17 protein-coding genes are annotated in these 23278 nt (G+C 64.7%); 6 read left to right on the top strand and 11 right to left on the bottom strand.

From position 1 onward, the window contains the following. Positions 1 to 19: 19 nt before the first annotated feature. Positions 20 to 2989 (bottom strand): UPF0182 family protein, encoded by a 2970-nt coding sequence (locus tag QYQ98_RS08375; protein ID WP_302006408.1) that lies wholly within the window; start codon positions 2987 to 2989, stop codon positions 20 to 22. Positions 2990 to 3089: 100 nt separating this feature from the next. Here QYQ98_RS08375 and QYQ98_RS08370 point away from each other — a divergent pair, with 100 nt between their 5' ends. Beyond that, entirely contained in the window at positions 3090 to 3653 is a 564-nt protein-coding gene (locus QYQ98_RS08370) for a PPA1309 family protein (protein WP_302006407.1), read from the top strand. Between the two features lie 31 nt (positions 3654 to 3684). Beyond that, positions 3685 to 4329 (top strand): hypothetical protein, encoded by a 645-nt coding sequence (locus tag QYQ98_RS08365; RefSeq protein ID WP_302006405.1) that lies wholly within the window; start codon positions 3685 to 3687, stop codon positions 4327 to 4329. Here QYQ98_RS08365 and QYQ98_RS08360 read toward each other — a convergent pair. Then, on the bottom strand, positions 4322 to 5416 hold the full coding sequence (locus QYQ98_RS08360; RefSeq protein WP_367881625.1) for a PDZ domain-containing protein: 1095 nt from the start codon (positions 5414 to 5416) through the stop codon (positions 4322 to 4324). The two genes, QYQ98_RS08365 and QYQ98_RS08360, sit on opposite strands and share 8 nt — an antisense overlap. Before the next feature lie 97 nt (positions 5417 to 5513). Between QYQ98_RS08360 and QYQ98_RS08355 the strand changes: the two genes are divergently transcribed. Then, complete coding sequence (locus QYQ98_RS08355) at positions 5514 to 6962, top strand: zinc-dependent metalloprotease (RefSeq protein ID WP_302006404.1); 1449 nt, start codon at positions 5514 to 5516, stop codon at positions 6960 to 6962. Here QYQ98_RS08355 and QYQ98_RS08350 read toward each other — a convergent pair. After that, entirely contained in the window at positions 6959 to 7504 is a 546-nt protein-coding gene (locus QYQ98_RS08350) for a M48 family metallopeptidase (RefSeq protein WP_302006403.1), read from the bottom strand. The genes QYQ98_RS08355 and QYQ98_RS08350 overlap by 4 nt on opposite strands. A 58-nt stretch (positions 7505 to 7562) precedes the next feature. Between QYQ98_RS08350 and QYQ98_RS08345 the strand changes: the two genes are divergently transcribed. Further along, positions 7563 to 8408, top strand: a complete 846-nt coding sequence (locus QYQ98_RS08345) for a hypothetical protein (RefSeq protein ID WP_302006402.1) — start codon at positions 7563 to 7565, stop codon at positions 8406 to 8408. Here QYQ98_RS08345 and QYQ98_RS08340 read toward each other — a convergent pair whose 3' ends face one another. Genes QYQ98_RS08340 through QYQ98_RS08310 form a run of 7 tightly spaced genes read right to left on the bottom strand, consistent with a single transcriptional unit; the run spans position 8409 to position 19978 of the window. After that, complete coding sequence (locus tag QYQ98_RS08340; RefSeq protein ID WP_302006401.1) at positions 8409 to 10454, bottom strand: ATP-dependent DNA helicase UvrD2; 2046 nt, start codon at positions 10452 to 10454, stop codon at positions 8409 to 8411. Beyond that, positions 10455 to 11573, bottom strand: coding sequence for a TrkA family potassium uptake protein (locus tag QYQ98_RS08335; protein ID WP_302006400.1), 1119 nt, complete (start codon positions 11571 to 11573; stop codon positions 10455 to 10457). It abuts the gene before it with no gap. 1 nt (position 11574) lies between these two features. Beyond that, positions 11575 to 14865, bottom strand: a complete 3291-nt coding sequence (locus tag QYQ98_RS08330) for an ATP-dependent helicase (protein ID WP_302006399.1) — start codon at positions 14863 to 14865, stop codon at positions 11575 to 11577. Continuing rightward, positions 14858 to 18025 carry an ATP-dependent DNA helicase gene (locus QYQ98_RS08325; protein ID WP_302006398.1) on the bottom strand — a complete coding sequence of 1056 codons (3168 nt, stop codon included), beginning with the start codon at positions 18023 to 18025 and terminating at the stop codon, positions 14858 to 14860. The genes QYQ98_RS08330 and QYQ98_RS08325 overlap by 8 nt, the downstream gene beginning before the upstream one ends. Positions 18026 to 18028: 3 nt before the next feature. After that, positions 18029 to 18760: a hypothetical protein gene (locus QYQ98_RS08320; protein WP_302006397.1), complete on the bottom strand. Its 732-nt coding sequence runs from the start codon at positions 18758 to 18760 to the stop codon at positions 18029 to 18031. 22 nt (positions 18761 to 18782) lie between these two features. Then, positions 18783 to 19733 (bottom strand): DUF3152 domain-containing protein, encoded by a 951-nt coding sequence (locus QYQ98_RS08315; RefSeq protein ID WP_302006396.1) that lies wholly within the window; start codon positions 19731 to 19733, stop codon positions 18783 to 18785. A gap of 20 nt (positions 19734 to 19753) precedes the next feature. After that, positions 19754 to 19978, bottom strand: coding sequence for a DUF3107 domain-containing protein (locus QYQ98_RS08310; protein ID WP_302006395.1), 225 nt, complete (start codon positions 19976 to 19978; stop codon positions 19754 to 19756). A gap of 102 nt (positions 19979 to 20080) precedes the next feature. Between QYQ98_RS08310 and QYQ98_RS08305 the strand changes: the two genes are divergently transcribed. Continuing rightward, the gene (locus QYQ98_RS08305; protein WP_302006394.1) at positions 20081 to 21460 is read left to right on the top strand and encodes a DEAD/DEAH box helicase; all 1380 of its coding nucleotides are present in this window, start codon (positions 20081 to 20083) and stop codon (positions 21458 to 21460) included. Continuing rightward, positions 21457 to 22677, top strand: a complete 1221-nt coding sequence (locus QYQ98_RS08300; protein ID WP_302006393.1) for a hypothetical protein — start codon at positions 21457 to 21459, stop codon at positions 22675 to 22677. The genes QYQ98_RS08305 and QYQ98_RS08300 overlap by 4 nt, the downstream gene beginning before the upstream one ends. A 3-nt stretch (positions 22678 to 22680) precedes the next feature. Here the strand turns inward: QYQ98_RS08300 and QYQ98_RS08295 are convergent, their stop codons facing one another. Further along, the gene (locus QYQ98_RS08295; RefSeq protein ID WP_302006392.1) at positions 22681 to 23169 is read right to left on the bottom strand and encodes a hypothetical protein; all 489 of its coding nucleotides are present in this window, start codon (positions 23167 to 23169) and stop codon (positions 22681 to 22683) included. Positions 23170 to 23278 lie beyond the last annotated feature (109 nt).

Genomic DNA, 23278 nt, shown 5'->3' with positions numbered 1-23278 from the left:
CCGGTGTTCACCGGAGGCTCTACTGGAGCTTCTGGTAGTTCTCCACGGCACGGTCGAGCTTGTCCAGGGCGCGACCGTACTCCTCGAAGGAGCCGTCGCGGGCGCCTTCGAGTCCGCGGAGGGCCTCGTTGATCTCGTTGAGTGCGCCGTCCTTGTTGTCCGAGGGGGCACCGTTGGAGGCGGTGTCCTCGGCGGTCTGCTCCCCGTCCTTGGCGTCGCCCTCGGGCTTCGCCTCACCCTCACCGGCGATGCTGATGTCCTGGGCTTCCTTGGAGTCGATGCCCACCTGGTTCAGGGCCTGGGAGACGGTCGGGGCATAACCGACCCGGTCCTTGTAGAAGACCAGCACGCGCAGCAGCTTCGGGAAGGCGGACGCCTGGTCCTTGCGCTGGGAGTAGATCGGCTCGACGTAGAGAATCTCGCCGTCGGCAACCGGCAGCGTGAGCAGGTTACCGTTCTTCAGGTCGTTGGAACCCTGCCACAGTGTGCGGTCGCGGGCGACCTGGTCGGACGACATCAGGGCATCCTGGGCTTGCTTCGGGCCGCGGGTTTGCGTGTTCGTCGGCAGAACTCGGACCGTGATGTGGCCGAAATTGTCCGGGTCCGAGGAGACCGCCATGTGGGCGGCCAGGAACTCACGGTTCAGGCCGCGGTACGGAGTGATCAGCTGGAAGGACGGGTCATTCGTCTTCGGGTCGGCGGCGACCACGTAGTACGGCGGCTGGTTCAGCTCGTTGCGTCCCTCCGGTGCGGTCGGATCGTTCGGCACGGACCAGAACGCGTCGTTGTTGAAGAACACGCCTGGATCGGACACGTGGTAGCGGGCCAGCAGCTCGCGCTGAACCTTGAACAGGTCCTCCGGGTAGCGCAGGTGCTCGCGCAGGTCGTCGGTGATCTCCGACGACGGGTGGACGGTGCCCGGGAAAGCACCCATCCACGCCTTGAGCACCGGGTCCTCCTCGTCGAAGGCGTAGAGGTCCACACTGCCGTCGTACGCATCGACGGTGGCCTTGACAGAGTTGCGGATGTAACCGACCTCGTTGTTCACCAGTCGCTGGTCAGTTCCCTCCGGGTTAAGTGCGTCCACGGTGGTGGACTGAAGGGAGGTGCGAGTGGAGTACGGCAGCGCCGACAGGGTGGTGTAGCCGTCGACGACCCACTTGATGCGGCCGTCAATAACCGCCGGGTAGGTCTGCTGGTCGGTGGTGAGCCACGGGGCGACCTTTTCCACGCGCTGGCGCGGGTCGCGATCGTACAGGATGCGGGAATCGCCGCCGACGCGGTCGGACAGGATCAAGTTGAGCTCCTGGTACTTGATCGCGTAAGCAATGCGGTCAACCCAGTTGCCGATGCCCACGCCACCCTCTCCGTCGTAGGTGAACTGGGTGCCGTCGGTGTCGTACTCGAGCGGCCCCTGGCCCACGTCGCCGACAACGGCGTAGTCCAGGCCGTCGCCCGCCGAAGCGATGACCGGACCGTAGTAGACGCGCGGCTGATCGACGCGGATACCCAGGTTCTCGGCATCCTTCTTCTCCGCGGCATTCTCATTCGCCTGCAGGTCGGACACGGTGAAGACCGGGAGGCCACCGCGGGTGGAACCTGCGTCCTGCGCGGCCTCGTCGACGATGCTTGCCTGCGCCGCGACGAAGCCGTTGCCGTGGGTGTACACGGTGTGGCGGTTCAACCAGTCCTTCTGGTTCTCCTGCAGGGCGTTCGGGTCGAGTTCACGCGCGGCGACGACGTAGTCGCGCAGCTGGCCGTCGACGGTGTAGCGGTCCATGGCCAAGCTGTCGGGGAAGCCGTAAAAGTTCTTCAGCTGCTGGTTTTGCGTGAAGGTGGGGCCGAGGATCTCCGGGTCCAGCAGGCGGATATTGGAGATCGTGGCTGAATCGTCAGCCACTTCACCGTCGGCGGTCGGCTCCGCGCCCCAGTTGTTCTCGTAGGTGACCTTGTCGTCGGTAAGCCCGTAGGCCTCGCGGGTGGCCTCAATATTGCGGGCGATGTATTCGGACTCGCGTGCCTGACGGTTCGGGTTGACGGAGAACTGCTGCAGCAGAGCCGGCCATGCCTGGCCGATCACCAATGCGGACAGGACCATCAGCACAGTGGCCATGACGGGCACACGTAGATCCTTGTACAGCACCGACGCGAAGAACGCCGCGGCGACGAGCACTGCGATCACCATGAGGATGATGCGCGCCGGCAGCTGCGCATTGATGTCGGTGTAAGAAGCACCAGTGAAGATGTCGTTGCGGTCGAACAGCAGGCTGTAGCGCTGCAACCAGTAATCGAGGGCCTTGACCAGCATCCACAGACCAGCAGTCACCGCGAGCTGGACCAGCGCAGGGCGCGAAATGTGGCCCTTCGTGCCGGCGGCCTGGCTGGCAATGCGGATGCCGCCAAGTAGGTAGTGGCCAACCAGGCCGACAAGGAAGGCGATGACCAGCAGCATGGACACGACGCTGACGATCGTGCTCAGAGCCGGCAGAGCAAAGGCATAGAAGCCAAGGTCGCGGCCGAACTGGGCATCAGTGCTACCGAAGGACTCCGCGTTCACCCACAGCAGGAATGTGCGCCATGAGCCCTGCCCCAGCAAACCGCTGACAAGTCCGACGGCCACCGGCACCCACAGCACGAGCGGCCGGATGCCGGACTGGATGGCGGCGCGATTGATCGTCATCGGCGAGTTCGGGTCGCTGAGTATCGCGAAGTCCGAATCGCGTTCGCGGCCGCGCCACGCGAAGAATGCGGCGGCCCATGTGATCGCGGCACCAAGAGCACCGAAGATGAGGAACAGCACAATCCGGGCGAGGATGGTCTTAGTGAAGACCCCGCGGTAGTCCAATTCTCCGAACCAGCGGAAGTCGGTGTACAGGCCGACGATCATCGGGACGAGGAAGAGCACCAGGGCGATAATGCCCATGAGGATCGCAAATTTATTTGAGGATTTCCCCGGCTTCGGGCGGGGGCGGTTGAGGCGCGTGGCCAAAATCCTTCTCCTTAAAAGGTCTGTGGCGTCTGCTGAGGCAGTGAACTATTAAGCTCAACACTAAATTGCTTAACGCCGAAAAGACCAGAAGGGTTCCCTCTTGCCGCAGTTACAACGCCCCCAACAGGCTCTGAACAAGGCCATGGTGGAAGCTGTCGAGTTCGTGCACGCCGAAGGTTGGGACGCCTCCCCCACCCTGTTTGCACTGGTACCCACCGAATTGGTGGCGGACCAACTGGCATCGCTTGAGGAGGAAGCGGATTCACCGATAACACTGATTGTGCAGGAAGACATGCCGGAGCACATTCAGCCAGGTTCGGACGAGTTGGGGGATTACCTGACGCGGCTCGTCTGGCCGGAAGAGATCGCCGGGCTAGTGCTGGCCCAAGAAATCATGTTCAAGGACACCGCCGAGGCTTCGGCCGACGCCGCGCGCCCGGCTCGGTTGTTTTCGGGGGTACTACGCGATAAGGGAGTCGAGCAGACACTGCTGCAGCTGCGCCCGACGGACGAGGAGCTCGAAGAAGCAGGCCCGTTCGCGCAAGACGACATTCAGCTTCGCGGCGGCCCGGGGGTGGCACCGGCTGTTCTCGGTGCGCTGCGCTACAGCCTGGACAACCAGGATGACCTGGATGACGAAGTCTTCGACGAGGACTTAGACTAAGACGCGTCGATCATAAGGAGTCGTTCCCACCGTGCTTTCTGCTACTTTCACCCGCCGCGCCTGCGTGCCCGCCGTGCTCGTGCTCGCTCTCGGTCTACCTGCGTGCTCATCCAAGAACGAGGAGCCAGCCGAGCCGACCACTCAAGCGATGGAGACCACAGAATCAACGGAGGCCTCCACGACAAGCACCGAACCGACGACGGCCACAGAAACGACAAGTAGCAGCCGCTGGCTCGGCGGCAGCGGGGACAAGCTCGAGGAGGTCCGCGAGGAGTTCGCGTCGCTTGCGCCCGCATCGCTTTTCGACGCCTTGGATACCTGCACCGAGACCAGCCTCCGCAGCTCATACGAATGCTCCGGCAAAGAGATCGGCCAATTCCAATTCTTCGAGTCCGATTCCATGGCGAAGGACACCGCGAATGTCCTGGAGGGTTTGAAGAGCTCCACCATTGTGGAGGAAGCCGATGACAAGCTGGTCGGCTGGAGCATGATCGGTCGCACCGCCGTGATCACGGTCGTCGATGTGGCCGAGGGCAAGGTCCTCCAGCAGATGATGTCATCCGAGGTGGAGGACCCGCGCGACCGGATTTACCAGCTCGGTCTCGCCGAGAAAGGCACTGAGACCAGGACAGCCACGAGCACCGCCGAAACTGCCGCGACGAGCACCACTAACTAGCCTGACACGTCTCCACCGGCTGGCCGGAGGAGAAGGCGTGCATGGCAGAGATGGCGTCGTCAAGCGTGCCCACTTTCGCAACAACCATGTCACCGCTGTCTGCCTTGCGTGCTTCGGCGCAATTCTTCTCGGGCGCGAGGAAGAGCTCGGCGCCGCCGTCGCGCGCGCCTTCGATCTTGTGGGTGATGCCCCCGATGGGGCCCACGGAGCCGTCCTCGTCGATGGTGCCGGTGCCCGCGACATTGCGACCCCCGTTGAGCTCGCCGGGCGAGAGTTTATCGATGACTGCGAGCGAGAAAATCATGCCGGCGCTGGGACCGCCAACATCGTTCAAGTTGTAGGTGACGTTGATGTCCCCGGCGGGCTCTGAAGTCATGGTGATGCCGAGCAGCGGCAGGTCCTCGTCCTCTGGGTTCTTGCCCAGGGCAACCGTCACCTCGCGGCTCCCCTCCTCCCCGCGCGTGTAGGTGATGGTGACCTCGTCGCCCGGTTTCTTCGTGCGGACGGTGTCCTGCACCTGCTGCGGCTCAGCGACCTCTTTGCCGTCGACTGCGGTGATCGTGTCGTTTGCCCCCAACTCTCCCGCGGCCGCGGTGCCGTCGAGAACATCGTGGACGATCACTTTGGTCGGTTCGCCCAGGTGCTTCATCGCGGCAACGGTTGCCGCCGCCTCCGAAGCAACAAAAGAAGCCTCATTGTGTTGTTTGAGCTCCTCATCCGTCATGTTCTGCGGAAGGACCTGCCCGATGGGGACGAGCGTGTCATGGGAGAACAACCAACGGCCGAGTGCCTGCCCCATTGTCATGTTCGTGCGCACGGACACGGTGGTCATGTCCAGAGAGCCCGAGGTCTCGTCGATCTCGCCCCCCTCGATCTGAATGACAGGAGTTCCATCGACATCGGCGAGGGTATTGAAGGTGGGGCCGGCGCTTTCCGCCGCGAACGGCACCGTCAGTTTGATCGGCGTGCCCGGAATTCCGCCCAGGACCAACAGGACCGCCATGATGAGGAGCGGGATCCCGCCCCAGATGACTGCGCTGCTGCGTGCGCCTTGGGGCTCGATGTTGTCTGCTGCGGGCTTTTCCACGGGTGTACAGCCTACATGGCGTGTGTTCGCTGACAGCGTTGCTCCTTGACACGTGAATCGTGGACCCGCCCCGATGCCCGCCGGTAGGCTGGCCGACATGGTTAACGGATTCGGGTTCTCTTTCCCCAACGACGACGGCGACGACCAGGATCGCAACCGCGACGACCGTGATCGTGAGGATCGCGGGGGCCGCGACGATCAGTCGAACCCGTTCGGCCAGTTCAGCTTCACCTTCGGCAATGGCGGCGGCGCGAACTTCGGCGGCAACTTGGGTGACATCCTCGGCCAATTCGGCGAGATGCTCTCCGGCATGGGCGCACCGGGCCAACAGAGCCAGCCGAGCGACAACCCCAAGCGTGATCCGGTGAATTACGACGTGGCGTTGCGCACAGCCCGCCGCGAGATCAAGGATCCGAAAGGGGCGACGGCGAACGACCGCACCGCGGTGACCGAGTCGACCCGCCTAGCCAACCTGTGGCTCGACGACGCATCCGCGCTGCCTGATTCCGGCGCGCGCCCGGAGGCGTGGAGCGCCGACGACTGGCTGACTAACACCCTACCTACCTGGAAGCGCCTGGTCAGCCCCGTGGCGGAGCACATGGACCGCGCCCAGCTCGAGGCAATGCCGGAGCAGGCCCGCGAAATCTTCGGCCCGATCTCGCAGATGCTCGGCCACTTCAATTCCATGAACTTCGGTGCCCGCCTCGGCCAGGCGCTCGGCAACCTGGCCAACCAGGCTCTAACCGGCAACGACTTCGGCTTGCCGGTGGCACCGAGCGGGATCATCGGCGTTGTGCCGAAGAATATCGAGCCGATCTCCGATCAGCTCTCTGTTCCGGGACAGGAAGTGCTCGTGTACATCTCCGCGCGCGAGGCCGCACGCCAGCGACTGTTCACCCATGTTCCGTGGCTGGTGGAGCGCATCGTCTCTTCGGTCGAGGAGTACTCGGTGGGCTTGGAGCTGGACACCTCCCACATCGAGGAGCAGATCCGGAATCTGGATTTGGAGTCCGGGGATCCGGCGAAGCTTCAGGAGGCGATCCAGGGCATGCAGGACGTGGACATAGCACCGCGCGTGACGTCCCGCAACGCCGCAGCCGCATCACGCCTGGAGACACTGCTCGCCCTCGTCGAAGGATGGGTGGAAGTCGTTGTGGAAGATGCCCTCGGCCAACGCATCCCGTCCACAGCCGCTCTGACGGAATCGTGGGCGCGCCGCCGCGCAACGGGTGGATCTGCCGAGCACGCGTTCAACAACATCGTCGGCATCGAGCTGGGCACCCCGAAGACGAACGAGGCAGCACAGCTGTGGCGCCGCGCCACCGAAGCAGTGGGTGTGGACCGCCGCGACAAGGTGTGGGACCACCCCGACTTCCTCCCCACTGCGGAGCACCTAGACAACCCGGCGGCGTTCATCGACACGCTGCTGGACGACGCGGCGGATGCCCAGTTCGATGAAGAGATCGCCAAACTGGAGGAGATGCTCTCCAACGAGCCGGGACCGAGCGAGGACGACCGCCCGACGGACCAAAGCGACGAGGACTAGGCCGGCCCGAAACGCTGGTAGGCCTCGAGGTAGCCTTTTGCCCGCTCGGCGCGGGGAACTTTATCGGCCCATTCCCAAAATTCCGGGCCGTGCCCTGGAATGAAGGTATGCACCAACTCGTGGACGACCACCGCGTCCACCACCCAATCAGGCACGTCCCGCAACCTGTCGCTGATACGGATATCACCGGTGGAGATCGTGCACGACCCCCACTGAGTGTTGTGGTTGCTCGCCCACCGCACGGATCCGATGCGGGCTTTTCCGCCCAGGACCTGCTTATTCAGCTGCTTCGCCCGCGATAGGAGCTCTGAGTCGGACACCGCATTCGATGTCGAACGGCGCTTCAGCTTCGCCAGAATCTCAGCGACCGCCTCGCGTTCCTCCTTTTCTGAAAAACGCGCGGGAATGCGCACCTCAATCCTCTCCCCCACATGCCGCGCCTGCACAGTACGGGTGCGCCGCGCGGAGCGAATCACGTCCACGCCCTCCGGCGGCCACGCGTCACCGGCGCCATCCGCTGTCGACTGGAGTGGACGTTTCATGGCTGCGGGGACTCCCTGCTGCTGAGATAGTGGCGGTTAGGGGGTAGGGGAAGTGAGATTGAACGATTCAACACTAGTCACGCTCGGTCACGGGGTGCACATCATCGCGCGCGGGGAAAACGCAGTGCAGTTCGGGGTGGACCCAACACGCAGCGGAGTCGTGGAAACACCATCGGCGCACGCGTTGAAGGAAGTGCTCGGCGACGCGGGCTGGCCTCTGGAGATCGGCGAGCTGAGCGAAACGCTCGTTGCCAGCTGCGGTGTCGATTCGACAGCGGCACGTTCGCTTATCGACGACTTATGTTCCTACCGCGTCCTCATCCCCCCAGAACCGACTCCAGTGGCTGTGCTGGGCACGACCCCACTGGCCCGCGAGGTCAGGCGTCTACTCAGCACATCGGGCGCCACGGTGCGGATCCCGCTCATCAACGAAGACACTTTCGCGTTCCTCGAACGGCAGGCGTCGTCACCCCTGGTGGTAGTGGACCGCGCGCACGAATACTGGAGGCTCGGACTCGAATTGAAGCGGCATCCCACGTGGGTCGTGCCGGTCATGTCCTTCGATTCGCGGGTGCTCGTCGGGCCCGTGGGAGGACACGGGGAGCGGGCGTGCCCGATGTGCGCTTTCATGCGGCTGCACGACCGGGATGAGCATGTGTCCCAGGCATTGCAGGATGTCTCGCAGCGCCCGCGGAGCATGGATCCCATCGTCGCTGCTGCTGGTGCCGCATCGGCAGCGTTAGCGGTCAGACGCCTGGCGGGGATGCCGGATCCCCCGGGCGTGGTGGCCGACGCACCGGGGCCGGGCTGGGCAGCGGTGATTGACCCGTTAGGGCCGCATCTGGTCACGGACCTGGATGTCAGTGAGCACCCGATGTGTCCGGTATGTGCGGTGCAGAGCTAACTAACGGAAGTCCTCAAGGACATCCAGCACGTCATCACCGTATTGCTCCAGCTTCGACGGCCCGATGCCGGAAATGTCGAGCAGCTCGTTCTCAGAGGCGGGCATGGCCTCGACCACGGAGAGCAGAGTCGCGTCCGTGAACACCATGAACGGGGGCTGGCCGGCCTCGCGTGCAACATTGAGACGCCACTGCTTCAACGCCAAGAAGGCAGCCTCGTTGTAAGTCGGCTCGCAATCCTCGTGCCGGCCGATACTCTTCTCCGCCGGAGTGCCAAGTTGGTTTCCGCACACCCGGCAGCGCTTCGCCCGTTTGAGGCGCTCAGGGGCCGCTTCGACATCGAGCTGCGGGGCGATCCCGTCGAGGAAGCGGGAGCGTTCGCGGGACGCCCGGCCGCCTTCCTGGCGGGCAAGCGACCACGATAGATGCAAGTGCTCGCGGGCGCGGGTGATGCCCACGTAGAACAGCCGGCGTTCCTCCTCTATCTGGGCCTCACCAGCCTTGATGGCGTGGGAAATCGGCAGCGTCTTCTCCACCAAGCCGGCGAGGAAGACAGCGTCCCACTCCAAGCCCTTCGCGGCATGGAGGCTGGCGAGGGTCACCCCGTCCACAGCCGGGGGTTGCTTCGCTTCCGCACGCTGGCGCAGCGAGGCCAGTACTCCCGGCAGCGAATCCGCCTCACCGGTGCGGACAATGTCGGTGATGAGCTCCACTAGGGCGTTGAGGGTCTGCCACCGTTCGCGTTGGCGGGCGCCCTCCGGCTCCGACGCGGACAGACCCAGCGGGGCGAAGGCGGCCTTGGCCACTGCCACTGGGTCGTCGGGCAGATCGGTGCGGCGGGTCGCCGAGACCAAGACGTTGATCGCCTCGCGGATCTCGGGGCGGGTGAAAAAGCCTTCTCCGCCGCGGACCTGGTAGACAATACCGGCATCGGAAAGCGCTTGCTCGAAGACTGCCGACTGGGCGTTGATGCGGTAGAGCACGGCGATTTCCCTGGCGGGAGTGCCTGAAGCGATGAGTTTCTTGATCTGGGCCGCGATGTCCCGCGCCTCCGACGGCTCGTCCGGATAGGACGCGAACGTCGGCTCCGGCCCAGGTGCGCGCATTCCCTCGAGCTCGAGGCGCGTGCCTGCCTCCCGCCCTGTCGCCTTGGAAATGACCGTGTTGGCCAGATCCGTGACTTCAGGCGTGGAGCGGTAGTCCCGCTGCAATTTGACCACGGTGCCGTGCGGATAAGTGCGGGAGAAATTCAACAGGTAGTCCGGGGTCGCGCCGGTGAAGGAATAAATGGTCTGGTTCGCGTCTCCGACAACCGTGAGGTCGTCGCGCTGACCCAGCCACCCTTCCAGCACCCTCTGCTGCAACGGGGTGACGTCCTGGTACTCATCCACCACGAAGGTCTGGTACTGGTTGCGGAATTCCTCGGCAACAGCCGGGGCATTTTCCAGTGCGCCGGCAACATGGAGGAGCAAGTCATCGAAATCCAGGGCCATACCGTCTGGGCTGGTCTTGGACTCCTCATAGCGCTTGTACACAGCGGCAACTTTCTCGGCCGCTGCGGGCGGTTCGCGGTGAGTTCCCTCGATCGCTCCCGCATAGCCCTCCGGGGTGACCAGGGAGGCCTTGGCCCACTCGATTTCCCCGAGCAGGTCGCGCACCAGTTCCTTGTCTGGCTCGAGCCCGACGGTGCGGGTCGCGCGGGCGACAAGCGGGAACTTGTTGTCAATGAGCGTCCACGGCAGATCGCCCGCCACCTGCGGCCAGAAATAGCGCAGCTGGCGCAACGCCGCCGCGTGGAAGGTGCGTGCCTGGACTCCCCCAATGCCCATAGCGCGGAGGCGGTCGCGCATCTCGCCCGCGGCGCGGGACGTGAACGTCACGGCGAGCACCTTCTGCGGAACGACGAAGCCCTGGTCGATCAGATGCGCGATGCGGTACGTGATGGTGCGCGTCTTGCCGGTTCCCGCGCCTGCCAGAATGCACACCGGGCCGCGCGGTGCCGTGGCGGCGACGCGTTGATCCTCATCGAGCTGGTCGAGATCGATCACTTAATCATCCTCTTGGTCGCGGGCCGCCTCGGACAAGTCGTCCGGAGTGTCCTCGGCGTACCGGATGTACAGGAGCTTGTCCCCGGGCTCGACGGTCTCCGCCTCAGGGGAGTCGAGACGGTACAGCTCGCCGGAGCGGACCACTCCGAGCACAATGTCGGCAAGGTGGCGCGGGTTCGCTCCCACTTCGTCGTCCAGGATCGGGCGCTCGGAAACGGTGAAGCCGGCATTGGGGCTGAGCAGGTCTTCCATCATCTCCACCACTGTCGGTGTGGAGGTGGCGATGCCGAGGAGGCGGCCCGCGGTCTCCGAAGAGATGACTACGGAATCGGCGCCGGACTGCTCCAGCAAGTGCTGGTTCTCAGCCTCCCGTACGGACGCCACGATATTCACGCCCGGGTTGATCTCGCGCACGGACAGCGTGACCAGCACGGCGGTGTCGTCGGAGGACGGTGCGACCACCACGGAACGGGCACGGCTCACACCGGCGATTTTCAGCACGTCGGACTTGGTGGCGTTGCCGTGGACGCACACCAAACCGCGGTTTTCGGCATGCACAAGGGACTCGTTGTTGGAGTCGATGACGACGATGTTGGAGGGCGCCATGCCGTCGGCAAGCAATGCCTCCACAGCGGACCTGCCCTTGGTGCCGTAACCGATGATGATGGTGTGGTTGCGCACGTTCTTCCTCCACCGTTGAAGTTGCAGCGTTTTGCGGGAATCCTCCGTGAGCACCGACAGCGTCGTGCCGACGAGCAGCATCAGGAAGGCTACACGCAACGGAGTGACAATGAAGATGTTGACCAACCGGGCTGTCTGCGACACTGGGGTGATGTCGCCGTAACCGGTGGTGGACAGGGACACCGCCGAGTAATACACCGCATCGATGAACGTCAGCGGCTCCGAGTACGCGTTCCTGTCCATCCACACGATGAGGGCGACCAAGATCACCAGCAGGATCGCGTAGAGGAACCGCCGGGTGATCAACGCCCACGGGGTGGTCCGCGCCTCTTGCGGCAAGCGGATAACGTTGATCAGCGCATGGTCGGGAAGCGCAGTGAGTTCTTCACTGCGCAGCCTGCTGCGGAACGAAATCCGCGGACCGAAGGAAAGCGCCATATCACGACTCTAGACCGACCGGGGCCGCGCTTCGCAGCAGGTCCTCCAGCTCCCCGCGTTCAGGCAGGTCACTCGGGGAGAAGTCCTCGCCGGTACGGACGTAGAAGAACACGGCGCGAATCGGGCGGTCATCCGCGGCGATCCTGCGCCACGCCTCCCGGTACACCGCCAACTGGAGCTTCGCAGCACGCATTTCCGCTGCCTGAGGCTTGTTACCTGTCTTCCAATCGACGATGGTCCAGCCGTCCTCGTCCTCGAACACTGCGTCGATGCGGCCGCGCACCGTCGAGGTGCCCAAGTCGATCTCGAAGGGGTGCTCGATGTGCGCCGGGGTACGCCTCGCCCACTGGCTTGCGGAGAAATTCTCCTTCAGACGAACCAAGGTGTCTGCGTCGACGTCGGGTTCGAGGTTGCCGGGTAGTTCATCGTCGTCGAGCAATGGGCGCGCCCCAAAGAATCCCTCGATCCATTCGTGGAATGCAGTGCCGCGCTTGGCGTAAGCATTCGGCTTGAACGGAACCGGGCGGCGCGCGCGACGAGCGAACTGCTCCGGATCAGCGCGCAGGGCGACGATGTCGGAGGCCGTGAGCGTGGCCGGCATGACCACGGGGACAGCGGGACGCTGCGCCGCCTCGTGCTCTTCGATGAGCGCCTGGGTGTCGCGTTCCCACAAGGAGTACAGCTCGCCCGCGGCGAGGTCCGGAAGACGGTCGCGTGCGGCGTTGACCTGCTCCGCCGCGGCCAGGCTTGCCGGGTCGGCGGAGAAATGCGGCCACGTTCCCTCACGGCCGGCGTTAGGAGGCTCGTCTCCTGCGTCGCCGCCCTCCCACCAGTGCACAACGGTGGCGGCCGGCACGGACTCGGGCTGCATGAGCACATCCCGCAGCGCCAGGAAATGCGGGTACGGCTCAGCGTGTTTCTCGCGGTCGGGCACGATCGCAGAGCCGGTGACCAGCAGGCGCTCGGCGGCACGAGTCACAGCGACGTAGAACAGCCGCACCGTCTCCTCTTCAAGCTCGCCCTTCTTTCCGGCGATGTATTCCTCCGACATTTTCTGGAACTCGCTGCGGTCCGCGGCGCTGTCGAAGACATCGTAAGCATCGTCGGGCACGTATTTGACGTAGGTCAGGAATGTCTCGGTGGTCACTTTGTACGTCTGGGTGTCGGCGTGGATGACAGCGACGGTGTCCCACTCCAGACCTTTGGCCTTGTGCGCGGTGAGGATCTGGACACGGTCGTCGCTGGTGGCCACGGAACCGGGCTCGAGACCGTCCTCATGCTCAGCGGCTAGATCGAGGTACGCCAGGAATCCCTCGATGTCGGCGCCCGGATAGGAGGCGACGGTCTCGGCGAATTTATCCAGGTGAACCGTGCCGGTCTGCGAGGGCCGAGACAGCACCTCAGTGCGAATGCCGAAGATGGAAACAATGTCGCCGAACAGATCCGGCAACCGTTTGCCCAAGCTGCGCGTGCGCAGGGCACGCAATTTTGCTGCCAGAGCTTGGAGGCGCACAAGTCCCTCCGGCGAATAGCGCTCTGGCTCGCCCAAGTCCGCGACCGCATCTCCGAGACCAACGCTGCGCTCGTTTACCCCCACGGCGTTCTCCGCGTTCTCGATGAGCTCTGCGAGCTGAACCTGCAGCCGCTCACGCGGATCTGCATCGGCGCGCAAGTCGTCGACGGCGGCGGTCCGGCGCTCACCGGCGAGGTTCACGGCGCGGCTCGCCAAGGCAGAGATGTCTTTTAGCCCCAGGCCGCAGGCCGGGCCGGCGAGAATCCGCAGCGCCGCGGCAGAATCCTGCGGGTGGACGAGCATCCGCGCAACGGCAACGGTGTCGGCTACTTCGGGGACGGTGAGCAAACCTGCGATGCCGACGATCTCGTAGGGCACTCCGCGCTCCTCCAACGCCTCCGCGACGGCGGCGGAGTGCTTGTTCTTGCGCACGAGCACGGCCGATGACACAGGCTGCCCGGCATCACGCCTCTGCCTGAAATCCACTGCCAATGCATCGGCGACCGCCGCGATCTCTTCGTCCTCCGTGGCGTAAAAACCAAGTTCCACGGTGCCGGGGTGAGCGTCCGGTTTGGAGGTCAGCGGCTCAACCGCCCGCTGGCCTCCCTCGGGAGTGCCCAGAACAGCGGCGGAAACAGAGTTGGCCGCGGCGAGCACCTCCGGCGGATTCCGCCAGGAGGTGGTCAACTGCGCTTTCGGGGCGGGCGAACCATCCGGCAGCGGGAAGTCCTCGACGAAAGCGGCAAGATTGGCCGCGGTCGCGCCACGCCACCCGTAAATCGCCTGCATCGGGTCGCCCACCGCAGTGACGGTGAGCGGGTGGAGGTGACGGCCGGGATCGTCGCGGTTCTCCCCGAACAAGCTGCGGAGCAGGACGCGTTGGGCGCGCGAGGTGTCCTGGTACTCGTCGAGCATGACCACGCGGAAACGGTCGCGCTGGGACGCGCCGACTGCGGGGTGCTCCGCCGCCATCTGCGCGGCAACGGACATCTGCTCGTTGAAGGTGACCACGCCACGCTCGCGGAGCTCACGGCCGAGCTCGAGTGCCAAGTCCGCGTACGCGCGGCGCAGTTGCTGGCGGTTCACCCACTTCTGCACGGTTTGGTTGTATGCCTCCCCCTGACGCTTGCCGCGCGGAAGACCCGCGACATTGGCCACGAACGCGTCCGCTTCCTCCCCGAGGCGGGGATACGGGAACATCTCGTTGCCCACATTGGTGACCAGTCCCAGGAGAGTGTCCACGACCGTCTCCATCGCCGGGTTCTCCCCCACACCGTCAAGCAGCGCGCCGCCGTGGTTGCTCACCACGCCCCAGGCGATGGCGTGCAATTCCGCGTCGGTGATCAGGCGCGCATCCGGTTCGACGGGCACGAGCAGGCCGTATTCGCGAATCAGGTTGCCGGCGTACGCGTCGTAGGTGGACACGGTGGGAGCGATCGCAGTCAGATTCTTTGCCAGCGCACCCGTCGGGTCGAGGCGACGCACCAACTGTTCGTCGGCGGCCAGCTTCTCCAACCGCATGCGGATGCGCTTGCCCAGTTCCTGCGCCGCCTTTCGGGTGAAAGTCAGGCCCAGCACTTCTTCGGGGCGGACGAAGCCGTTGGCCACCAACCACACCACGCGGGAGGCCATAGTCTCCGTCTTACCTGCACCGGCACCTGCGACGACAAGAAGTGGGCCAGGTTCGGCGCCGATGACGGCTGCTTGTTGCTCGGTGGGCATGAATTTCTCGCCCATGTACCGCCATAGCGTGGTGGGTGGGACAGGTGCGTTAGCCATGAGTGATCACCTCTCCTTCCGGTTGGGCGGGGCAGATAGATCTGACTTGGCAGAATGCGCAGTGGTCGCCTGTCACGGCCCGCAGGGTGGGGCCCGTCATTTCGTCGATGAGCGGGCTGATTTGCTCCGCGAATTCCGCCAGCTGCTCGGCATCCTTCGGCGCCTGCGATCGCACTGTCGGTTGCTTCGCGTTTTTGGCCGGGAAGAGCAGCATTCCGCCACCGACGTCCAGCGGCGTCTCTCCTTCTTCGGCCGTGTGAACACCGCCGTCGCGCCACACTCCTCGACTCAGGGCGAGCTGGTAGCTGAGCAGCTGCGGGTGTGCTTCGACGTCCTTTTGGGACGGCACCGTCTTCCCCGTCTTCAGGTCCACGATCTGCACGAAACCGTCACCGTCGGCGTCGCCTTCGCGCTCCAAACGGTCGATGCGACCGCCGATGGACAGCCCGGGCATAACCTCCACATGGACCGGAACTTCCACGCCGAGCTGGCTGAAAGTTCCGCGCGACGAGTCGATCCACTCCTCGCAGCGGCCGAGCACCGCCGTGAATTCCGCGAGATCATTCTCTTCCTTCCACGGCGGAACGCTGAAGAGCACACGATATGCGGCGATCGTGTCTGCACGGGCGAGATCCGGGTCGACGCCGTTTCCGAGCGCCTCGAAGAAATAGTGGATGAGCGTGCCCCGGGTCATCGCGTCATTCGCGGCCGGCGCGATATCCCGCTCGAGCACACCGCGCATCGGGCATTCCAGCAGCCCCTCGATGCGCGAGGGCGACAAACGGGAGGGGCGCGGCAAAGGCTCGCTTGTCGACGTCACCGTGGTCCCCCACCACTGCCCCGGGTCCGCCGCGGTGATACCGGCCTCCGCCAGCCGCGCCAACTGGCGAGCTGCTTGCGACCGCGTTTGTTCGCTTGAGTTTCCGTCGGTCAGCGCCCGGCGCAGCTCAGCGACAATGTCTTCAACTGCCAGCACGCGGACAGTGCCCGCATCGGAGCGGAGCTCATCGTCGTCCTCGACCGAGTCGAACAGTGCCGGAGCTGCCTGGGGGTCCACCTCGATGCGTTCCTGTGCCGTCACAGGGGCTGCCGCGATCTCCTGCGGGACAATCCCGTGATTGGCAGCGAATTCGGCGACGAAGCGTGAAGGCTCGACCGCCTCATCGCCCTCCTCTGAATGCACCGCGGTGACTACGACGCGGTGCGTGGCGCGACTCACGGCGAGGTGGAACAGGTGGCGCTCTTCTTTCAGGCGGTCCGCGATATGGGAAACAGGAGTGGCGGGATCAATTCCCTCATCGATGAGGTCCACCAGATCTTCTTGACGCAGCAGCGTGCCTGTCTCACTCAACGTAGGCCAGGAGAGTTCCTGCACGCCGGACACGATCACGCGCGCGAATTCCTGCCCGGCAGCGCCGTGAGCGGTGAGCAGCGGCACTGCGTCGGGGACGGCCGTGCGCCGGTCGCGCACACCGGTGGGAAGCTCTTGCTCCTCGATGTGCGCGATGAAGGATTCCACCGTGGCGCTCGGCCGCCGCTCCGTGAAGTCGCCGGCGGCGTCGAACAGCGCCATCATGGCGTCGAGGTCGCGGTCTGCCTGGGATCCAGCTGCCCCGCCGCGCAGCGCGACGGCCATGAGGCTGTCCGCCAACTTCGTCGTCGACCAAACCGCCCACAGCACGTCCTCCACGCTGCCCCCGCCTGCCAGAGCCTCACGGCCGGCATCGAGCACATCGCGGATCCTCTCGAGAATGTCCAGTTCACGCTGCGTGAGCGTCGAACTGAAATCCGGTAATTCTCCCTCTTGGGCCAGCAGCTCGGACAGCGTGACTTCCGCCCGCGTGTCCGGCCGCCACCGGCGCAAACCCCGCAGCAGGCGGCGCAACGTGACGGGATCGGTGCCTCCGACGGGCCCAAGCAACAACTCGCGCCACTGCGCCATGCTCAGCGGTTCCGTCAGAGCGGTCAGACCCAGCAGCATCGCGGCAACGATGCGCTGTTCGGCGAGCACCACGTCCGTCGGGTTCACAGCCACCGGCACACCCGCCTGCAGCAATGCGCGGCGCAAGGACTCGATCATGCCGACAGAACGCACCACCACACCCATGTCGCGCCACGCGATGCCATCTTCAAGGTGCCAGCGGCGGAGGCTATCCACCACCACGGCGTGGTTCACCGCAGCGCTCGGAGCGATGACCGCTTCCGCAGCCGGCCTGCGCCTCGACGCCCCCAAGTCGATGAGCTCGGTTGCATCATCTCCTTGGTCGAGCTCGCGGAAGAAGAGTGGGGAGGCACCGCGGAAGCGGAAGACCGACTGTTCCTCGTCACCGCCGATGACGGTGAGCTCTGCCACAGCGGCCAGTTGCTCGACCAACTGCCCGGAGGCGGGGTCGAGGTGCTGGGCATCGTCGACGATGACGGTGTGCCACGTCCGCGGCAGCGGTGCGCGAACGGCCTGAGCAACCAACTCGGACGCGGAGTAGCTCCGGGCCCCGTAAAGAGCCATGACATCCTGGTATTCCGCGAGGAAATCACCCGCGGCAGCCCACACTGGAATGCCGTGACGCTGCCCCAGCTCGCGCAGATCCTGCGGGGTGAGCGTGCGCTCGACGGCGCGCAGCAGGAAATCGCGGAGCTGACGAGCGAACCCCACCATGGGCAGGGCAGGACGCAGCTCGTCCGGCCACGTCCCCCCACCGTCGGCGGCATGTCCCTGGAGCAGTTCGCGGATGGCAAAGTCCTGCTCCGCGCCCGAGATCAAGCGGATCGGTTCCTCGCCCGCCGCATGCTCGGCCGCCGGATCGCCCAGGCGGCCGAGCGCGAAGGCCAGGGAGTGAATGGAACGAACAATCGGCTCGTCAGCCACATAGCCAGTCACTGCGAGGCGGTCGGACAGTTCGGCGCGCACCCGCGCACCCGATTCCTTGGAGGCGGTGACGAACACCACGCCAGCGGGATCGGCCCCGGAGCGGATCTTCTCCACCGCGGTATCGATGAGGAAACTCGTCACGCCAGAACCAGCTGCACCGGTGACTTTGAACGTGCCGCTGGTGGGCAAGGCCACCGGCCACGCGCGTTCCTCCACCGCGCGCTCGCGCCCAACAAGATAGGCCTGGGGGTGCGGCGGAAGAGTTACCCCGGGTTCATGTGTGTGGGTCATGCCCTACAGTGTGGCATCCACCCCGGACACAAGCAGGTTGCGGACGCGATCAATTTTCGCCCCCATGTTCGAATCTCCGCCGAATTCCGCATTCAGTTTCTCCCGGTAATCAAGGGCGCGCTCGCACAGGAACAATAGGTCCGGAACGTGCGACCACCTGCTCAGCACGGCGTTGTCGACGGCGTCGGCCAAGAGGCCGTCGATAAGCGTCAGCGCCGCGCTGTAACCGTGGGGGCGCGCGGCTGCGGCGGGTACGAAATCCGTGAGCGCGGGCGGCAACGAGCCGGCAAACAGACAGCAAGCGAGGAAATCCGTGTGGACGATCTGAAGCTTCTTGTTCCCGTCCGTGTGACCTCTCCACGTATCGCGGTCCGCCTGCGCCCACACGTCGTCGCGGTCCAGGGAGGGGACGGGAAAGTACGACATCGCATCGTCAAAACGCAGTGCCGCCGCGACCGCTTCGTCCACGCGGTGCCCGGGCTCCCCCTCGACGAAATCCGTGGCGTGGTAACCGGCGACAATGAAACGGCCGTCAGTGGCGCGGACCGGGCGAGCGACGCGCACCCCCGGAACCGTGATTTTCTCGCGCACCTTCGATGACCACGCCGCGTGCGCCGGCGCCCCTGCGATGACAATCCGGCCGAAGCGCACCCCATTGCCCCACTCGGGGCCGAGCGGCTGAGCCTGGGACTCGTCTGCCTGGAAGGACGTCAGCACATGCCCCGGAATAGCCATCGCACACCTCTTCTTTCAGCTGTTAGACCGTCGGACGGGGGTACGGCCACGGGTTTGCGCTGCAGGTGTCGCTGTTGTCTGGGTAGACCTCCTCCGGCGCCAACTGGAACAACTCCTTGTTATTCAAGCTGAGCGTCTGCTGCATCATGATCGGAGCCAGCTTGCCGTCGCCATCGCAGGGCTCGTGCCCGGCGTACCCCAGCGAATGCCCGACCTCGTGGTTGATCAAGTACTGGCGGTACATGCCCAAATCGCCGTTGTACGGGGCGGCACCGCGAACCCAACGGGACTCGTTGATGAGCACCCGATCGCCATCCTTTTCCGTGAACAAGCGGCAGGATGTCTCCAACCCCAAGTCATTGCCGCACGCCTCGCGGGTGGTCCCCACCGAGGTCAGCTGGATGCGGAGGTCCGGGTTGTCGGAGGCGGAGACGTGTTCGAAGCGGAATTTCGGATCGTTGGTCCAGCCGCGCGGGTCAGCCAGGGTGGCATCCACGAGAGCAGCGAACGAGTCGTCGCCACCAAAGCTGGATGTGTCCACCCCGTCTTCCACCTCCGTGGAAAAACGGACAACCTTCTCCTGCCCTTCACCCACGGACATCCCCAGCTCACCTACGGGCCGGAACGTGCCTTTGCCCTCCTCGGTGAACGGCCCGCCAGGCGGAAGCCCCGTGGGGGCCACGCTACCTTCGGGCATGTCCGGAACAGTCGCGCCCTGCCCGCCGTTGTGGCCCATCGCCCCTTGGGGTGCCCGCGAGGTTTCCCCGACAGTCTCCCCCGCCGGGGTGTTCACGATGCTCCAGATCAGCAAAGCTGTCACCACCGCAAGGACCGGAATGGCGTAAGCGCGCCACCCGTATGTGTCCACAAAACGCGCCAGTGCGGAACTAGTCGAGCCCTTCGAGGCACTCGCCCCCCGGTGGCTGGCGGGTCTATCTTCGCCGTCCATGCGGCCGTCGGGGTGATAGGTCATGGGTTCAATGTATCCCGGGTCTAACCGGAGAACCCGACAGCACGCGGGGTGGAGTTTCCCAATTCGACATAAAGAATGCGCTCGGCGCGCACGACGTACTTCATGCCGCGCTCGTCGTCGAGAGTGACGGTGGAAGCACCGGACTCGATCGCCTGCGTGATCTCGCCGAAAAGCTCGTCCTGCCCCTTCGTGGAAGTGATGGACAGTTCGCGGTGGGAGTCTGCCAGACCGATCTTGATTTCCATGCGTGTTCGTCCTTTACTCATTCATCTTCAATGTTCAGCTTCATTGTTCTTGCCGTCGTCGGCGATGGTCATATTGTAACGAGGGCCGGTTAAGATGTTCACGTGCCCGATCGTTCTGTACAGCAGCCCACGCAGCCGCCGACATTCGCCGAGCTCGGCGTCGCCGCAGAGATCGTCGGGGCGCTCGCGGACAACGGGATCGAGCGCGTCTTCTCCATCCAGGAGCTCACCCTCCCCATCGCCCTGACCGGCCGTGATTTGATTGGCCAGGCCCGCACCGGAATGGGCAAGACATTGGCCTTCGGAGTCGCATTATTGGACCGCGTCTTCGACGACGCCGCCATCGCCGAACTCGACGGCACCCCCCGCGCACTCGTGATCACACCCACGCGCGAGCTCGCCGTCCAGGTCGGAGAAGACCTCACGCTCGCAGCGTCCCACACCCCCATCCGCTTATCGACGTTATATGGCGGCCGCCCCTACGACGAACAAATCTCCGCCTTGAACGACGGTGTCGATGTCGTGGTGGGAACCCCCGGCCGCCTCCTTGACCTCCACCAGCGCGGGGACTTGGACTTGAGCCAGGTGGCCATTCTCGTCCTCGACGAGGCCGATGAGATGCTCGACTTGGGGTTCCTGCCCGACATCCAGAAGCTCTGGGGCGCATTGAACCAGCCGCTGCAAACAATGCTGTTCTCCGCCACCATGCCGGGGCAGATTCTCACCCTTGCCCGGTCCATGATGAACAAACCGCTGCACATCCGAGCGGAGGCCACCGAATCCTCCCAGGTGCACGACACCACCAAGCAGGTGGTGTTCTGCTCCCACAGGATGGACAAACCCGAGGTCACCGCACGCATTCTGCAGGCGGACGACCGTGGTAAGACCATCATCTTCACCCGCACGAAACGCACGGCCGCAGAGGTTGCCGAGGATCTCGCCGGCCGAGGTTTCTCCGTGGGCTCCGTCCACGGCGACCTAGGCCAGGAGGCCCGCGAGAAATCGCTGAACGCTTTCCGCAGCGGCACAGTGGACATCCTCGTTGCAACTGATGTCGCCGCCCGCGGCATCGACGTCGACGATGTGACCCACGTGATCAACTACCAGACCCCGGACGACCCCATGACGTACGTGCACCGCATTGGGCGCACCGGGCGCGCAGGCCGCACCGGCACCGCCGTCACGCTCGTGGGTTTCGACGAAGGCGCCAAGTGGACTCTCATCAGCGACGAGCTCTCCCTGGATATGCCCGAACCCCCGACCTGGTTCTCTACCTCCCCCGAGCTACACGAGGCCCTCAACATTCCCGAGGATGCCCGCTCCACCGTCGCCCCCGCCCGGCACGTTCACGGGGTTTCCGGTACCCGGCAGAAGCACGGTGCCGATACTAACCGGCCACGCGGCCGGTCCGGTGGCCGCCCCCGGAGCCAGCGTCGCGACAGCGACCGTAACCGAACCGAAACAAAGAGGAGGCGTCGATGAGCAAAGCTCCGCTGCGCCGCACCCGCGGCGACCTCATTGCCACCGGCGTGATCGCCGCCGTGTCCGTCATCGCCCTGCTCATCGCATTCATCACCGCGCCGATCCGCCAGGACCACCTGACCCCCGCCGCGGAGGAGATCCCCAACGGCGGCATGCTCGCCATCACGCCGCAGTCCCTCACAGAGGGGGCACAGCTTCACGACGACGCCCCTTCCCCCCACCCCCTCACAATCGCCGGCCTGATTGTCACCTACGACAAGAGCAGCGGCACCATCTCCGGGTTCACCCCGGACGGTGAAGAGAAGTGGTCGTACACCCGCAAGCCGGAGTTGTGCGGCATGGCCTCGGCATGGGATGAAGTCGTAGCCGTCTACCGCACCAGTATCGGCTGCGGCGACGTGGTGTCCATCAAAGCCTCCACCGGCCAGTACTCTCACACCCGCTCCGCAATCGCGCCGGACGAGGTGGAGATCATCTCCTCCAACGACCGCGTCGGCTACGTCGCACCCGCGCGCACAGAGATCTGGCGCTCCGACCTCGTCCGTACCGTCGAATACGGCGAAGTCGAAGCACCGCAAGAACCGGATTTCCAGCCAAACGAGGCCTGCACCCGCACCTCCGCACTGACCCGCAAGGAGTTCTACGCCGTCACCGAGAAGTGCGACGACGGCTCCTGGCTGCGCATGCAGAAAGCCACCCCGGAGGATTCCCGTAAACCGGAGATCACCCAGTCCGTCCACATCACAGACGGCTCCTACCTCGTCGCCGTCAGCGAAGACGCCGCAGCGGTCTACGACCCGACCTCGTCGAAAGTTGCTTCCTTCAACCAGGAAGGCAACGAGCTAGCCAACGCTCAGGTCCCCCAATCTGATCTCCTCTCCGCCTCCCCGACCGGCGTGGCCAACCCAGAAGTCGCCGACCTTCCCCATTACATGAGCTACTTCGACGGCGAGAATCTCATGCTCCTCGACCCAGCTAACCTCGCGGTGACCGCAATTTTCCCCGACGCCGTGGGCACCGGCTTCGGCGCCGGGGACCGCCTCATCTACCCCACCCCGCAGGGGATCGCCGTTGCCAACTGGGACACCAACACCATCGACCGCGTCATCCCAGTTGACCGCCACGGCTACTCCGGTCCGGTCTCCATCAGCTCCGCCGGCGCGACCGTAGTGGAGAAGCGCGGCACCGACATTGCCGTGCTCGACCTCGTCCAGTAGCTCCTACTTGCCCCGTCGCGCATCAAATGCCGCGGTAGCCCAGGCAGTGGATACGGGGTGCAGCGCACAAACTAGAGTGATCGCCGCAGCAAAAAGAGTGACCGCACCGAGCCCAACCGCTCCCCCACTGAACATGTAGAAAGCGATCGCGACCATGAGAGCGTTCATGAACACGATAATGCTGCGCCCCCACTGATTCCCGCGGAGAATGTTGATTCCGCCATACGCCATCGGTCCGAACGTGAGCAGAATAAACAACGCGGTTCCGATTCCCACGAACGCGAAGGCGGAAGTATCGGACTGTACGAGGTTCTCGTCCGCACCAGTGCTCACCTGCTTAACGGCTAGGTAGATGCCGTAGCCGATGGCCACAACGCCCTCAAACACCGCCATCACGGCGGCAGCCTTCATCGGCGCGGGAGCCTGAGCGCGCACAGCAGCGGTATCGGGCGCAGGGGCGGGCATCTTCTGTTCATGGCCTGTCGTATTCACGCCATCATCTTAAAGCCGCAGCCGGAAACGACGCGCAAGCATGCTCCTCACAGCAGAATTAATGGATCGGCGATTTGACGAAGCGCTCGCGACCCGATCTCCGCGGAAA

Origin of the sequence: Corynebacterium sp. P3-F1, assembly GCF_030503635.1 — a bacterium.
Taxonomy (GTDB): Bacteria; Actinomycetota; Actinomycetes; order Mycobacteriales; family Mycobacteriaceae; genus Corynebacterium.
This window is presented reverse-complemented; position numbering and strand designations above follow the sequence as displayed.